General features: G+C 72.4%; 1 protein-coding gene (cut by a window edge). It reads right to left on the bottom strand.

Translation table 11 applies throughout. From position 1 onward, the window contains the following. Window positions 1-17,438, bottom strand: partial view of a non-ribosomal peptide synthase/polyketide synthase gene (locus ACFVVA_RS16155; protein WP_387689922.1) — the 3' portion only. 2,842 nt of this gene lie beyond the right edge of the window; 17,438 of the gene's 20,280 nt are visible here — the last part of the coding sequence; its start codon lies beyond the right edge, outside the window — the gene reads right to left on this strand; its stop codon occupies window positions 1-3.

A 17,438-nucleotide genomic window follows, 5' to 3' on the forward strand; every position in this document is an offset into this window, starting at 1 on the left:
CTAACCCTCCAGAGCCTCCAAACCCTCCGGGCCCTCCAGCCACCGGCTCGTCGCGCCCCAGGCCGCCCGCAGCGCCTCCGGCCCGGCCAGCTCGTGGTGCCCGCACGGCAGGGCCGTCTGCACCACCTCGCCGGTGACGTACGGCTTCCACCGGACCCCGAGCGGCGTCCCGGCCGGCTTGCCCAGCAGTGCCGCCACATGGATCAGGTCGCCCTGGAACGTCCCCGGAACGTGCGCCGTCGCGATCCCGACGTTGTTCGCCCGGACGCCCTCGGCCACGGCCAGCTCCTCGTCGGAGAGGTCGAGGCCGAAGCGCTCGCCGACCCGCAGGACGGCGTCGGTCCAGTCGACCTCCTCGATCCCGGGCTCGTCCACGCCCTGGTCCACGGTGGCCGACGGGTAGGCGTCGAGCACGACCAGCGCGCCGACCTCCTCGCCGACGGCCTGCAGCTGCACCGCCATCTCGTGCGCGACGACACCGCCCAGCGACCAGCCCAGCAGGTGGTACGGGCCGCTCGGCTGCACCGCCCGGACCTGCTCGACGTAGTCCGCCGCCATCTCCTTGACCGAACCCGGCAGCGCGCCCGGCTCGCTCAGGCCACGCGCCTGGAGGCCGTACAGCGGCCATTCCTCGGGCATGATCCCGGTCAGCGAGGCGTAGCACCAGCTGAGACCACCGGCCGGGTGCACCGCGAAGAACGGCGGCCGCTCGCCACCCGCGCGCAGCGGGAGCAGGACCTTGAGCCCCTCCGCGCCCACCGGCCGGCGCAGCCCCCGGACCAGGGACTCGACCGTGGGGCCCTCGAAGAGGTTCCGGACCCCCACCGTGACCCCGAGCGTCGACCGCAGCCGGTCGACCAGCGTCACCGCCAGCAGCGAATGCCCGCCCAGCTCGAAGAAGTTGTCGTCGATGCCCACCCGGGGCAGGCCCAGGACCTCGGCGAACACCTCGCAGACCAGCCGCTCGTCCGCCGTGCGCGGCGCCCGGTAGGACGACTCCAGCAGCTCCGCCCGGTCCGGCACCGGCAGCGCACGGCGGTCCAGCTTGCCGTTGACCGTCAGCGGCAGCGCGTCCAGCACCGTGATCGCGGACGGGACCATGTACTCGGGCAGGACGGCGCCCAGCCCGGCCCGGATCTCGGTGGTGTCGATCTCCGCACCGGCCGCGTCCACGGCCGGGACGACGTAGGCGGCGATGCGCCGGTCACCGGGGACGTCCTCGCGGACGATCACGGTGGCCTGCGCGATCCCGGGCCGGCCGAGCAGGGCGGCCTCGATCTCGCCGAGCTCGATGCGGTGGCCTCGGATCTTCACCTGGTCGTCGGTGCGGCCCAGGTACTCCAGCGTCCCGTCCTCGCGCCAGCGCGCCAGGTCGCCGGTGCGGTACATGCGCTCCCCGGCCGAACCGAACGGGCAGGCCACGAAGCGCTCCGCCGTCAGACCCCGGCGGCCCAGGTAGCCCCGGGCCAGGCCGGCACCCGCCACGTACATCTCACCGGGCACCCCGACCGGAACCGGCGCGAGGAACCCGTCCAGCACGAACACCCGGGTGTCGACCACCGGCGAGCCGATCGACACCTCGCCCGCCGACGGATCGCACGGCCACATCGTGGCGTCCACCGTCGTCTCGGTCGGGCCGTACGAGTTGAACACCCGGTGGTCGCGCATCCAGCGGGCCATCACGTCCGGCGGACAGGCCTCACCGGCGGTCACCAGGATGACGTCGTCGGCGATCGACCGCTCGTCCAGCGTCGCCAGTACGGCCGGCGGCAGCGTCACATGGGTGACCCGCTGCTCCGCCAGGAAGTGCGGCAGGGCCTCGCCCAGGCGGCGGTCCTGCGGGATCACCACCAGGGCCGCGCCGGTCAGCAGGGCCATGAACCACTCCCAGCCGAAGGTGTCGAAGCCCGCCGAGGCGAACTGCCCGACCCTCGACCCGGAGCCGACCCCCAGGTACCGCACCTGACCGGCCACCAGGCTCGCCACACCCGCGTGGGAGACCAGAACGCCCTTGGGGCGACCGGTCGACCCGGAGGTGTAGATCACGTACGCCGCGTCCGCGGTCCGCACCACGCGGTCCACCAGCGCGCCGCCGTCCAGGCCGGCCAGCTCCGCCACCGTCTCCGGCGCGTCCAGGACCAGCGCGCCGGAACCGGGCAGAGCCGACACCGTGCCCGCCGAGGCCAGCACCGTCACCGGCCTCGCGTCCTCCAGCATGTAGCCGATCCGGTCCGCCGGGTACGCCGGGTCGATCGGCATGTACGCACCGCCGGCCTTGACGACTGCCAGCAGCGCGACCATCAGCCCGACCCCGCGCTCCAGGCAGACACCGACCACGGACTCCGCGCCCACGCCCCGCGACACCAGCAGCCTGGCCAGACGGTTCGCCCGGGCGTCCAGCTCCCGGTAGGACACCTCGGCCCCGTCGGCGGCCACCGCGACCGCCTCCGGCAGCCGCGCCACCTGGGCCTCGAAGAGCGCGCCGACCGTCGCGGCCGGAACGTCGGAGGCGGTGTCGTTCCACGCGGTCAGCAACCGGTCGCGCTGCCGGTCGCCGAGGACGGGAATCCGCTCCAGCGACGTACCGGCGTCCCGCTCCAGCGCGCCGACCATGTTCTCGACCGCCGTGTGCAGCAGACCGCACACCACGTCCGGGTCGATCGGCGAACCCGCCTGCACCGAGAGCCGGAAGCCGGCACCGGTGTCGTCCACCGAGGCCGTCAGCGGGTAGTTGGTCCGCTCGTGCCCGTACAGCACCCGGATCCCGGCGAGACCGGTGCCCTCGCCCGTCGCGGCGGGGCTGTGGCGGTAGTTGAGGAGCGAGGTGAACAGCGGGCTCTGCGCGGGGACGCCGGTGGCCTGCTGGGCGAGGGTCAGCGGGGCGTGCTCGTGCCGCAGCAGCTCGCCCAACTGGACCTGTGCGGCCCGCAGTCCGGCGTCCAGCGGACGGGTCGCGTCGATCCGGATCGGCAGGGTGTTGATGTACAGGCCCGGCGTCCGGTGCGCGGTGCCCCCCGCGTCCATTCGGCCCAGGAACACAGTGCCGAACACGGGGTGCGTCTGGCCGGTCGTCGCGGCCGCCACGCGGGCCCAGGCCAGGTGGAAGAACGCCGCCGCGCTGACGCCGTGACGGCGCGCCTGCTCACGGACCCGGCCGGCCAGCTCGTCCGACAGCTCGACGATCGACTCACCGGTGCCGCTGCCGTCGCCGTGGGTGTCGAGCACGCCGTACGGCGCGGTCGGCTCCTCGACGTCACCGAGCGCCCGCTCGAAGTAGGCGCGGTGCTGCTCGGTGCTGACCGCCAGGCGCGCGTGCGCGACGAAGTCGCGGTACGGCGCCGGCTCCGGCAGGCGGTCCTCCTCCTGCTCCAGGTGCGCCCGCACCTCGTCGAAGAGGATCTCCAGGGCCTGGTGGTCGCGGGTGAGGTGATGGCTGCGCAGAGCCATCAACCATTGCCCGGATTCACCGTTCTGAGCAATCGTCAGATCGACCATGGGTGCACGGCGGATGTCCATCGAGGGCGGGCACGCCGCCAGCAGCCGGGCCACCGCGTCCTCGCCGGAGCCACCGGAGTCACGGGAGTCACGGGAGTCACCGGACAGTGTGACCTCGTGGACGGGCAGGGTCGCCCGGCGCAGGACGACCTGGAGCGGCTGGGGCAGGTTCTCCCACAGCACGGCCGTCCGCAGGATGCCGTGCCGGTCGACGACGTGCTGGAGCGCGGCAACGAAGTCGTCCAGGCGCTCGCGGGAGTCGAAGCCCAGAACGACCGGGACAATGTAGACGTCGCGGCCCTGGTCCGCGTCCAGCAGGTGGTGGAAAAAGATCCCCTCCTGCAGCGGCGCCAGCGGATAGACATCCGCGACGTTCGCCGCACCGCCCGGGACCGCCGCACTGATCCGGTCGAGGTCCGCCTGGCTCAGCTCGGCCAGCGTGACCATGTCCGGGGTCAGGACGGTCGCGTCGCTCGGGATCCGGTTCTCCGGCACCACGAAGGCCCGGCCGGTGTCGACGGCCGCCAGTCCGGCCGGAGTCGGCGCCTGGAACAGTCCACGCACCGAGACGTGCAGGCCGCGCGAGCGCAGGCGCTCGACCAGGGTGACGGCCAACAGGGAGTGCCCGCCGAGCTCGAAGAAGTTGTCGTCGATGCCGACCTGCTCCAGCCCGAGGACCTCGGCGAACACCTCGCAGAGCAGTTCCTCGTCCGCCGTGCGCGGCGCCCGGTAGGCCTCCTGGATCGCGGTGATCTCGGGGGCCGGCAGGGCGCGGCGGTCGAGCTTGCCGTTGACGGTCAGCGGGAGTGCGTCCAGCGCCGTGATCGCGGACGGGACCATGTACTCGGGCAGGACGGCGCCCAGCCCGGCCCTGATCTCGGCGGTGTCCATCTCCGCACCGGCGGCGGGGACGAGGTAGGCGGCGATGCGCTTGTCGCCCGGGACGTCCTCACGGACGATCACCGCGGCCTGCGCGACGCCGGGACGGCCCAGCAGGGCGGCCTCGATCTCGCCCAGCTCGATGCGGTAACCACGCACCTTCACCTGGTCATCGGTGCGGCCCAGATAGTCCAGGGTCCCGTCCTCGCGCCAACGGGCGAGGTCACCGGTGCGGTACATCCTTGCGCCCGCGTCGCCGAACGGGCAGGCAACGAAGCGCTCCGCCGTCAGACCCGGACGGTTCAGATACCCGCGCGCCAGCTGCACACCGGCGAGGTACAACTCGCCTGCCACACCGACCGGAACCGGCCTGAGCCAGGCATCCAGCACGTACACCCGGGTATTGCCGACAGGGCCGCCGATCGGCACCGTCGCCGTCCCCGGCACACACTCCCAGGCGGTGACGTCGATCGACGCCTCGGTGGGGCCGTACAGGTTGTGCAGCGGAACACCCACATCCCGCAGGAAGGCGTCCCGCAGCTCCGGCGACAACGCCTCACCACTGGCGAACACCGCCCGCAGAGAAGTACAGGTCCGCGCGGCCGGCTCCAGCAGGAACACCTGCATCATCGACGGAATGAAGTGCGCGACCGTCACGCCCTCCGCACGGATCACCTCCGCCAGGTAGGCCGGATCGCGATGCCCGTCCGGACGCGCGACCACGAGCGTCGCGCCGGTGGTCAGCGGCCAGAAGAACTCCCACACGGACACGTCGAACCCGACCGGAGTCTTCTGCAACACCCGGTCCGACGGCGTCAGGCCGTAGTCGTCCTGCATCCACGCCAGGCGGTTCACCACACCGTCGTGCGCGACCACCACACCCTTCGGGCGGCCGGTGGAACCGGACGTGTAGATCACGTACGCCGGACTCTGCGGGCCATGGCCCGGGCGCTCCGGGTTCGAAACCGCCTGCAAGGCAATGCGGTTGGCGACCTCCGGTGCGTCAAGGTCGACCCGTCGGACACCAGCCGTCAGCTCTCCGCCCATCGTCACACTGTCGGTGACCAGCACCGTCGGACGACCGTCCTCCAACGTGGAGGCCAGACGCTCCGCCGGATAGTCCGGGTCCAGCGGCAGATACGCCGCCCCCGCCTTCCCGATCGCCAGCAACGACACCACCAGCTCGACCGAACGCGGAAGACACACCGCCACCAGGTGCTCCGGCCCAACGCCGGCCTCGACCAGCAGGTGCGCCAAGCGGTTCGCCCGCTCGTTCAACTCCGCGTACGACACGACCTCACGCGCCGCACCACTGCCGAACACCACCGCCACCGCATCCGGCGTCCGCGCCACCTGCGCCTCGAACAGCCCCGGCAACGTCCCCACCGGCACCTCACGCGCGGTGTCGTTCCACCCGCGCAGCACCAACTCCCGCTGCCCCGCGTCCAGCACCGAGACCTGGTCGAGCTTCAGGTCGGGCTCCCGCTCCAGTCCGTCGGCGAGCCGCTCCACCAGAGCCTCGAACAGGCCGCAGACCACGTCCGAGTCCATCGGAGCGCACGCCTGCACCGTGAGCCGGAACCCGACACCGGTGTCGTCCACCGACACCGTCAACGGGTAGTTCGTCCGCTCCTGCCCGAACAGCGGGGTGACGCCGGCAAGGACGGTCTGGTGCGTGTCGGCCGTCCGGCTGTGGCGGTAGTTGAGGAGCGAGGTGAACAGCGGGCTCTGCGCCGGGACGCCGGTTGCCTGCTGGGCGAGGGTCAGCGGGGCGTGCTCGTGCCGCAGCAGCTCACCCAGCTGCTGCTGGGTCACCTTCAGGCCCGCCAGCAGCGACTGGGTCGCGTCGATCCGGATCGGCAGCGTGTTGATGTACAGACCCGGCGTCCGGCTCGCCGTGTCCCCGGCATCCATCCGGCCGAACAGCACGGTGCCGAACACCGGATGCGTCTGCCCCGTCGTCGCCGCCGCGACCCGCGCCCACGCCAGGTGGAAGAACGCCGCCGCACTCACACCGTGCCGACGCGCCAACTCGCGCACCCGGTCGGCCAGTTCACCCGAAAGATCGACCACGGCCTCCCCGGCCTCGCTGCCGTCGCCGTGCGTGTCCAGCACACCGTACGGCGCCGTCGGCTCCTCCACCTCCCCGAGTGCCCGCTCGAAGAACGCACGGTGCTGGTCGGCCGTGACGGCCAGCCGGGCGTGCGCCACGAAGTCGCGGTACGGCGCCGGCTCCGACAGGCGGTCCTCCTCCTGCTCCAGGTGTGCGCGCACCTCGTCGAAGAGGATCTCCAGCGCCTGGTGGTCCCGGATCAGGTGGTGGCTCTGCAGGGCCATCAGCCAGCGGTCCCGGCCCGGATCGGCCGCGACGACGAGCCGCATCATCGGGGCACGGCGGATGTCCATCGAGGGCGGGCACGCCGCCAGCAGCCGGGCCACCGCGTCCTCGCCCGGGCCCCCGGTGAGGGCGGTCTCCTCGACCGCCACCGGGGCCTGCCGCAGGACGACCTGGAGCGGCTGGGGCAGGTTCTCCCACAGCACGGCCGTCCGCAGGATGTCGTGCCGGTCGACGACGTGCTGGAGCGCGGCGGCGAAGTCGTCCAGGCGCCCGCGCGAATCGAAGCCCAGAACGACCGGAACGATGTAGACGTCGCGCCCCTGGTCCGCGTCCAGCAGGTGGTGGAAGAAGATCCCCTCCTGCAGCGGTGCCAGCGGATAGACGTCCGCGACGTTCGCCGCACCGCCGGGGACCTGCTCCACCAGGCGGTCGAGGTCCGCCGGGCTCAGCTCGGCCAGCGTGATCATGTCCGGGGTGAGGACGGTCGCGCCGTCCGGGATCCGGTTCTCCGGCACCACGAAGGCCTGACCGGCGTCGACGGCGGCCAGCGCCGCCGGCGTCGGGGCCTGGAACAGCGCCTTCACCGACACCGGCAGACCGCTCGCCCGCAGTCGCTCCACCAGCGTCACCGCCAGCAGGGAGTGGCCGCCCAGCTCGAAGAAGTTGTCGTCGATGCCGACCTGGGGCAGGCCCAGGACCTCGGCGAACACCTCGCTGAGCAGCTGCTCGTCCGCCGTGCGCGGCGCCCGGTAGGACGACTCCAGCAGCTCCGTCCGGTCCGGCACCGGAAGTGCCCGGCGGTCCAGCTTGCCGTTGACCGTCAGCGGGAGCGCGTCCAGCACCATGATCGCGGACGGGACCATGTACTCGGGCAGGACGGCGCCCAGCCCGGCCCGGATCTCGGTGGTGTCGATCTCCGCACCGGCGGCGGGCACCACGTAGGCGGCGATGCGCTTGTCACCGGGGACGTCCTCGCGGACGATCACGGCGGCCTGGGCGACACCCGGCTGACCGAGCAGGCCGGCTTCGATCTCGCCCAGCTCGATCCGGTAACCGCGCACCTTCACCTGGTCGTCCGTACGACCCAGGTAGTCGATCGTGCCGTCCTCGCGCCAGCGGGCGAGGTCACCCGTGCGGTACATCCGGTCCCCCGCACCGCCGAACGGACAGGCGACGAAACGCTCCGCCGTCAGACCCGGACGGTTCAGGTACCCGCGCGCCAGCTGCACACCGGCGATGTACAGCTCGCCCGCCACACCGGCCGGCACCGGACGCAGGGCGGCGTCCAGCACGTAGGCCCGGGTGTTGCCGACCGGGCCGCCGATCGGCACCGTCGCCGTCCCGGGCACGCAGTCCCAGGCGGTGACCTCGATGGACACCTCGGTGGGGCCGTACAGGTTGTGCAGCGGGATGCCCATGTCCCGCAGGAACGCGTCCCGCAGCTCCGGCGACAACGCCTCACCGCTGGCGAACACCGCCCGCAGAGAAGAGCAGGTCCGCGCGGCCGGCTCCAGCAGGAACACCTGCATCATCGACGGGATGAAGTGCGCGACGGTCACACCCTCCGCGCGGATCACCTCGGCGAGGTACGCGGGGTCACGGTGGCCGTCCGGGCGTGCGACGACGAGCGTCGCGCCGGCGGTCAGCGGCCAGAAGAACTCCCAGACGGAGACGTCGAACCCGACCGGGGTCTTCTGCAGCACCCGGTCCGACGGCGTCAGCCGGTAGTCCTGCTGCCCCCAGGAAAGGCGGTTGACGATCCCCTGGTGGGAGATCACCACGCCCTTGGGGCGACCGGTGGAACCGGAGGTGTAGATGACGTACGCCGGGCTCTCCGGGCGGTGGCCCGGACGCCCCGGGTTCGAAACAGGCTGCACACCAAGGGCGTTGGCGGTGCCCGGCGCGTCCAGGTCGATCCGCCGGACACCCGCCTCCGCTGCCGGGGCCCCGTCCATCGTCACGCTGTCGGTGACCAGGGCGGTCGGACGACCGTCCTCCAGGGTGGAGGCCAGACGGTCGTCCGGGTAGTCCGGGTCCAGCGGCAGATACGCCGCCCCGGCCTTCCCGATCGCCAGCAGCGACACCACCAGCTCGACCGAGCGCGGCAGGCAGACGGCCACCAGGTGCTCGGGGCCGACACCGCCCTCAAGCAGCAGGTGCGCCAAGCGGTTCGCCCGCTCGTTCAGCTCCGCGTACGACACGACCTCGCGGGCCGCACCACTGCCGAACACCACCGCCGTGGCGTCCGGCGTCCGCGCCACCTGCGCCTCGAACAGCCCCGGCAACGTCCCCACCGGCACCTCACGCACGGTGTCGTTCCACCCGCGCAGCACCAACTCCCGCTGCCCGTCGCCGAGAACGGCGATCCGGTCGAGCGTGGCGGCGGAGTCCTGCTCCAGCCCGCCGACCAGATTCTCCACCGCCGTACACAGCAGACCGCAGACCACGTCGGAGTCCATCGGCGCACACGCCTGAACCGTGAACCGGAACCCGACACCGGTGTCGTCCACCGACACCGTCAACGGGTAGTTCGTCCGCTCCGAGGCGTACACGATGTCGATGCCCGTGGGCCCGCTTCCGGGCACGCCCTGCTGGTCGGGGTGAGAAGTGGGCAGACTGTGACGGTAGTTGAGGAGCGAGGTGAACAGCGGGCTCTGGGCGGGGACACCGGTCACCTGCTGGGCGAGGGTCAGCGGGGCGTGCTCGTGCCGCAGCAGCTCACCCAGCTGCTGCTGCGCCACCTTCAGACCCGCCACCAGCGGCCGGGTGGCGTCGATCCGGATCGGCAGGGTGTTGATGTACAGGCCCGGCGTCCGGCTCGCCGTGTCCCCGGCGTCCATCCGGCCGAGCAGCACGGTGCCGAACACGGGGTGCGTCTGGCCGGTCGTCGCGGCCGCGACACGGGCCCAGGCCAGGTGGAAGAACGCGGCGGCACTGACGCCGTGACGGCGCGCCTGTTCGCGGACGCGCTCGGCCAGTTCGGCCGACAGCTCGACGATCGCCTCGCCGGTGCCGCTGCCGTCGCCGTGGGTGTCGAGCACGCCGTAGGGCGCGGTCGGCTCCTCGACGTCACCGAGCGTCCGCTCGAAGTACGCGCGGTGCTGCTCGGCGGTGACCGCCAGGCGCGCGTGCGCGACGAAGTCGCGGTACGGCGCCGGCTCCGGCAGGCGGTCCTCCTCGTGCTCCAGGTGCGCCCGCACCTCGTCGAAGAGGATCTCCAGGGCCTGGTGGTCGCGGGTGAGGTGGTGACTGCGCAGAGCCATCAACCATCGTTCGCCAACGTTGTCCTGGGCAATCGTGAGATCGACCATGGGTGCACGGCGGATGTCCATCGAGGGCGGGCAGGCCGCCAGCAGCCGGGCCACCGCGTCCTCGCCGGAGCCACGGGAGTCACGGGAGTCACGGGAGTCACCGGACAGCGTGACCTCGTGGACGGGCAGGGTCGCCCGGCGCAGGACGATCTGGAGCGGCTGGGGCAGGTTCTCCCAGAGGACGGCCGTCCGCAGGATGCCGTGGCGGTCCACCACCGCCTGCAGAGCGGACACGAACGCGTCGACCCGCTCCCGCGAGTCGAAGGCCAGCACGGTCGGCAGGATGTAGACGTCACGCCCCTGCTCCGCGTCCAGCAGGTGGTGGAAGAAGATCCCCTCCTGCAGCGGCGCCAGCGGATAGACGTCCGCGACATTCGCCGCACCACCGGGGACCTGCTCCACGATCCGGTCGAGGTCCGCCGGGCTCAGCTCGGCCAGCGTGATCATGTCCGGGGTCAGCGCGGTCGCGCCGTCCGGGATCCGGTTCTCCGGCACCACGAACGCCTGACCCGCGTCAACGGCCGCCAGTCCGGCCGCCGTCGGGGCCTGGAAGAGCGCCCGCACCGAGACCTGGAGGCCGCGCGAGCGCAGCCGCTCGACCAGGGTGACCGCCAGCAGGGAGTGACCGCCCAGCTCGAAGAAGTTGTCGTCGATGCCGACCTGGGGCAGACCCAGGACCTCGGCGAACACCTCGCAGAGGAGTTCCTCGTCCGCCGTGCGCGGCGCCCGGTAGGACGCTTCCAGCAGCGCCCCCCGGTCCGGCGCCGGCAGGGCACGACGGTCCAGCTTGCCGTTGACCGTCAGCGGCAGCGTCTCCAGCACCACGACCGCGGACGGGACCATGTAGTCGGGAAGCGTCGTCGCGAGCGCATCCCGCAGGGCGGCGGCATCCACCTCCGCGTCCACGGCCGGTACGACATAGGCGGCGATGCGCTTGTCGCCCGGGACGTCCTCGCGGACGATCACCGCGGCCTGCGCGACGCCGGGACGGCCCAGCAGGGCGGCCTCGATCTCACCCAGCTCGATGCGGTAGCCACGCACCTTCACCTGGTCGTCGGTCCGGCCCAGGTAGTCCAGCGTGCCATCCTCCCGCCACCGCGCCAGGTCACCGGTGCGGTACATCCTTGCGCCCACCTCGCCGAACGGGCAGGCAACGAAGCGGTCCGCCGTCAGACCCGGACGGTTCAGATACCCACGCGCCAGCTGCACACCCGCGAGATACAACTCGCCTGCCACACCGACCGGAACCGGCCGCAGCGCCGCGTCCAGGACGTACACCCGGGTGTTGCCGACCGGGCCGCCGATCGGCACCGTCGCCGTCCCCGGCACACACTCCCAGGCGGTGACGTCGATCGACGCCTCGGTGGGGCCGTACAGGTTGTGCAGCGGAACACCCACATCCCGCAGGAAGGCATCCCGCAGCTCCGGCGACAACGCCTCACCGCTGGCGAACACCGCCCGCAGAGAAGTACAGGTCCGCGCGGCCGGCTCCAGCAGGAACACCTGCATCATCGACGGGATGAAGTGCGCGACGGTCACACCCTCCGCACGGATCACCTCCGCCAGGTAGGCCGGATCACGGTGACCGTCCGGACGCGCCACGACCAGGGTCGCGCCAGTGGTCAGCGGCCAGAAGAACTCCCACACGGAGACGTCGAACCCGACCGGAGTCTTCTGCAACACCCGGTCCGACGAGGTCAGCCGGTAGTCGTCCTGCATCCACGCCAAACGGTTCACCACACCGTCGTGCGCAACCACCACACCCTTCGGACGACCCGTCGACCCCGAGGTGTAGATCACGTACGCCGGACTCTGCGGGCCATGGCCCGGGCGCTCCGGGTTCGAAACCACCTGCATGCCAAGCGCGTTGACAGTGTCCGGGCTGTCCAGGTCGATCCGCCGGACACCAGCCGTCAGCTCTCCGCCCATCGTCACACTGTCGGTGACCAGGGCGGTCGGGCGACCGTCTTCCAGGGTGGAGGCCAGACGCTCCGCCGGATAGTCCGGGTCCAGCGGCAGATACGCCGCCCCCGCCTTCTCGATCGCCAGCAGCGACACCACCAGCTCGGTCGAGCGCGGCAGACACACCGCCACCAGGTGCTCCGGCCCAACGCCGGCCTCGACCAGCAGGTGCGCCAAGCGGTTCGCCCGCTCGTTCAGCTCCGCGTACGACACGACCTCACGCGCCGCACCACTGCCGAACACCACCGCCACCGCATCCGGCGTCCGCGCCACCTGCGCCTCGAAAAGCCCCGGCAACGTCCCCGCCGGCACCTCACGCGCCGTGTCGTTCCACCCGCGCAGCACCAACTCCCGCTGCCCGTCGTCAAGAACGGCAATCCGGTCGAGCGTGGCGGCGGAGTTCTGCTCCAGCCCGCCGACCAGGTTCTCCACCGCCGTGCACAGCAGACCGCAGACCACGTCCGAGTCCATCGGAGTGCACGCCTGCACCGTGAACCGGAACCCGACACCGGTGTCGTCCACCGACACCGTCAACGGGTAGTTCGTCCGCTCCTGAGCGCGGAGCAGCTGGATCCCGGCGATCGTCCGCGCGGTTCCACCGCCGACCCCGCCGGTGGCGGCGGTGCGACGGTAGTTGAGGAGCGAGGTGAACAGCGGGCTCTGCGCCGGCAGGGCGGTCGCCTGCCGTGCCAGGGTCAGCGGGGCGTGCTCATGGGTCAGCAGCTCGCCCAACTGCACCTGTGCCGCCCGCAGTCCGGTGCTCAACCGCTGGGTGGCGTCGACCCGGATCGGCAGCGTGTTGATGTACAGACCCGGCGTCCGGCTCGCCGTGTCCCCGGCATCCATCCGGCCGAGCAGCACCGTGCCGAACACGGGGTGCGTCTGCCCGGTCGTCGCGGCCGCGACCCGCGCCCACGCCAGGTGGAAGAACGCCGCCGCGCTCACGCCGTGACGGCGCGCCTGCTCACGGACCCGGCCGGCCAGCTCGTCCGACAGCGCGACGATCGACTCGCCGGTGCCGCTGCCGTCGCCGTGGGTGTCGAGCACGCCGTACGGCGCGGTCGGCTCCTCGACGTCACCGAGCGCCCGCTCGAAGTAGGCGCGGTGCTGGTCTGCGGTGACCGCCAGGCGCGCGTGCGCGACGAAGTCGCGGTACGGCGCCGGCTCCGGCAGCCGGTCCTCCTCCTGCTCCAGGTGCGCCCGCACCTCGTCCAGCAGGATCTCCAGCGCCTGGTGGTCCCGGATCAGGTGGTGGCTGCGCAGAGCGACCAACCACCTTCCACCGGCGGAATCCTGAGTGATCGTCAGGTCGATCAGGGGTGCCCGTCGGACGTCCATCGCGGACGGGCAGGCCGCCAGCAGCTGCGCCACGACATCGTCACCGGCACCGGCGTCGGCACTGACCGGAAGGGCAATCTCGGAGACGGCCAGCGGAGCCTGCCGCAGCACGACCTGGAGCGGCTGGGAGAGCCCCTCCCAGAGCACGGCCGTCCGCAGGATGTCGTGCCGGTCCACCACGGACTGCAGCGCGGACACGAATCCGTCGACCCGCTCCCGCGAGTCGAAGGCCAGCACCGTCGGGAAGACGTAGATGTCACGGCCCTGGTCGGCGTCCAGCAGGTGGTGGAAGAAGATGCCCTCCTGCAGCGGCGCCAGCGGGTAGACGTCGGCGACGTTCGCCGCACCGCCCGGCACCTGCTCCACGATCCGCGCGAGATCGTCCTCGGTGACCTCGGCCAGCGTGATCATGTCCGGGGTGAGAGCGGTCGCGTCCCGCGGGATCCGGTTCTCCGGCACCACGAACGCCTGACCCGCGTCCACGGCCGCCAGTCCGAGCGGGGTCGGCGTCTGGAACAGCGCCTTCACCGACACCTGCAGGCCGCGGGGGCGCAGCCGCTCGACCAGCGTCACCGCCAGCAGCGAATGCCCGCCCAGCTCGAAGAAGTTGTCGTCGATGCCGACCCGCTCCAGCCCGAGGACCTCGGCGAACACCTCGCAGAGGAGTTCCTCGTCCGCCGTGCGCGGCGCCCGGTAGGTCGCCTCCGGCAGCGCCGACCGGTCCGGTGCCGGCAGACCCCGGCGGTTGATCTTTCCGTTCGCGGTCAGCGGCAGCTCGTCCAGCACGACCACGGCGGACGGGACCATGTAGTCGGGGAGCGTCACCGCGAGCGCGTCCCGCAGCACGGCGGCATCCACCTCCGCGTCGACCGCCGGGACGACATAGGCGACGATGCGCTTGTCACCCGGTACGTCCTCGCGCACGACCGCGACGGCCTGGGCGACGCCCACCCGGCCGAGCAGGGCGGACTCGATCTCGCCCAGCTCGATGCGGTAGCCGCGCACCTTCACCTGGTCGTCCGTACGGCGCAGGTACTCCAGCGTCCCGTCCTCGCGCCAGCGCACCAGGTCGCCGGTGCGGTACATGCGCCCTCCTTGCCCGCCACCGGGCAGGAGGGGCCCATCCCCGGTCGAACCGAACGGGCAGGCCACGAAGCGCTCCGCGGTCAGGCCGGCGCGGTTCAGGTAGCCGCGCGCCAGGCCGCTGCCGGCGATGTACAGCTCGCCCGCCACGCCCACCGGCACCGGTCGCAGTGCCGCGTCCAGCACGTACACCCGGGTGTTGAGGATGGGCCGGCCGATGGAGACCGGGGTGTCCGCCGAGACCTCCGAGGCCGTGGACCAGATGGTCGTCTCGGTCGGGCCGTACAGGTTGGTGACGGAGGCGGCGGTGCCCGCCAGGGTGCGGGCGAGCTCGCCGGGGAGCGCCTCGCCGCCGACCAGGACCCGGACGGACCGCAGGACGTCGTCGTCCGCCAGGGCCCGCCACAGACTGGGCGTGGCCTGCATGACGGTGACGGCCTCGCGCCCGAGGAGGGCGCGCAGGGCGTCCGGGTCGCGGACCTCGTCGCGGTCGGCGAGGACCACGGCGGCGCCGGACACCAGCGGAAGGTGCAGTTCGAGTCCGGCGATGTCGAAGCCGATGGTGGTGACGGCCAGCAGCCGGTCGTGCTCGGTGACCCGCAGGCGGTGGTTCATCGCCGCGAGGAAGTTGTTCAGCGCGGAGTGCGGGAGGACGACGCCCTTGGGGCGGCCGGTGGAGCCGGAGGTGAAGATGACGTAGGCCGGGTTCTCCGGGCGGTGGCCGGGGCGCTCCGGGTTCGACACCGGCTGCGCGCTCAGGGCGCCGAGGGTCTCCGGCGCGTCCAGGTCGATCCGCCGGACGCCCGCGTCCGCCGTCAGGGCCTCGTCCGTCGTCACGCTGTCGGTGACCAGGGCGGTGGGACGTCCGTCGGCCAGGGTCGTCGCCAGGCGCTCGACCGGGTAGTCCGGGTCGAGCGGCAGGTAGGCGGCGCCCGCCTTGGAGACGGCTAGCAGCGACACGACCAGCTCGGCCGACCGCGGCAGGCACACGGCCACCAGGTGCTCCGGGCCGACGCCGTCGGCCGCCAGCAGGTGCGCCAGGCGGTTGGCCCGCGCGTTCAGCTCCGCGTACGTCAGGCTCCCGCCCGCGGCGACCAGGGCGACGGCCTCCGGGGTGCGGGCGGCCTGCGCCTCGAAGAGCTCGGGCAGGGTCGCGGCCGGAACGTCGGCGGCGGTGTCGTTCCAGGCGGTCAGCAGCCGGTCGCGCTGCCGGTCGTCGAGGACGGGGACGCGGTCGAGCGGGATCCGGGAGTCCTGCTCCAGCTCTCCGGCCAGGTTCTCGACAGCGGTGTGCAGCAGACCGCACACCACCTCCGGGTCGATCGCGGGAACGGCCTGCACGGAGAGCCGGAAGCCGACGACGGTGTCGTCCACCGACACGGTGAGCGGATAGTTGGTCCGCTCGTGCCCGTACAGCACCCGGATCCCGGCGAGGCCGGTGCCCTCGTTCGCGGCGCCGGGGCTGTGGCGATAGTTGAGGAGCGAGGTGAACAGCGGGCTCTGCGCGGGGACGCCGGTGGCCTGCTGGGCGAGGGTCAGCGGGGCGTGCTCGTGCCGCAGCAGCTCGCCCAACTGCACCTGGACGGCGCGCAGTCCGGCGTCCAGCGCCCGGGTCGCGTCGATCCGGATCGGCAGGGTGTTGATGTACAGGCCCGGGGTCCGGTGCGCGGTGCCCCCGGCGTCCATCCGGCCGAGCAGCACGGTGCCGAACACGGGGTGCGTCTGGCCGGTCGTCGCGGCCGCCACGCGGGCCCAGGCCAGGTGGAAGAACGCCGCGGCGCTCACGCCGTGGCGGCGGGCCTGCTCGCGAACGCGCTCCGCCAGCCCGTCGGACAGTTCGACGATCGCCTCGCCGGTGCCGCTGCCGTCGCCGTGGGTGTCGAGCACGCCGTACGGCGCGGTCGGCTCCTCGACGTCACCGAGCGCCCGCTCGAAGTAGGCGCGGTGCTGGTCTGCGGTGACGGCAAGGCGCGCGTGGGCCACGAAGTCGCGGTACGGCGCCGGCTCCGGCAGCCGCTCGATGTCCTGCTCCAGGTGCGCGCGCACCTCGTCCAGCAGGATCTCCAGCGCGGTGTGGTCGCGGGTGAGGTGGTGGCTGCGCAGGGCCATCAACCAACGCCCACTGGCCGCGTCCTGAGTGATCGTCAGATCAGCCATCGGGGCACGGCGGATGTCCATCGAGGGCGGGCAGGCCGCCAGCAGCCGGGCCACCGCGTCATCGCCGGAGTCATGCGAGTCACCGGACAGCGTGACCTCGTGGACGGGCAGGGACGCCCGGCGCAGGACGACCTGGAGCGGCTGGGGCAGGTTCTCCCACAGCACGGCCGTCCGCAGGATGCCGTGCCGGTCCACCACCGCCTGCAGAGCGGACACGAACGCGTCGACCCGCTCCCGCGAGTCGAAGGCCAGCACGGTCGGCAGGATGTAGACGTCACGCCCCTGCTCCGCGTCCAGCAGGTGGTGGAAGAAGATCCCCTCCTGCAGCGGAGCCAGCGGATAGACATCCGCGACGTTCGCCGCACCACCGGGGACCTGCTCCACGATCCGGTCGAGGTCCGCCGGGCTCAGCTCAGCCAGCGTGATCATGTCCGGGGTCAGCGCGGTCGCGCCGTCCGGGATCCGGTTCTCCGGCACCACGAACGCCCGGGCGGCCTCGTCGGCCGCCGACAGCCCGGCGGGCGTCGGCGCCTGGAACAGCGCCTTCACCGACACCGGCAGCCCGCGCGAGCGCAACCGCTCGACCAGCGTCACCGCCAGCAGCGAATGCCCGCCCAGCTCGAAGAAGTTGTCGTCGATGCCGACCCGCTCCAGCCCGAGCGCATCGGCGAACACCTCGCAGAGCAGTTCCTCGTCCGCGGTGCGCGGCGCCCGGTAGGACGCCTCCAGCAGCGCCCCCCGGTCCGGCGCCGGCAGGGCACGGCGGTCAAGCTTGCCGTTGACCGTCAGCGGCAGCGTCTCCAGCACCACGACCGCGGACGGGACCATGTACTCCGGCAGCATCGTCGCGAGGGCGCCCCGCAGCTCGGAGGTGT

Origin of the sequence: Kitasatospora sp. NPDC058048 (assembly GCF_042885555.1) — a bacterium.
GTDB classification, from domain to species: domain Bacteria; phylum Actinomycetota; class Actinomycetes; order Streptomycetales; family Streptomycetaceae; genus Kitasatospora; species Kitasatospora lactacystinica.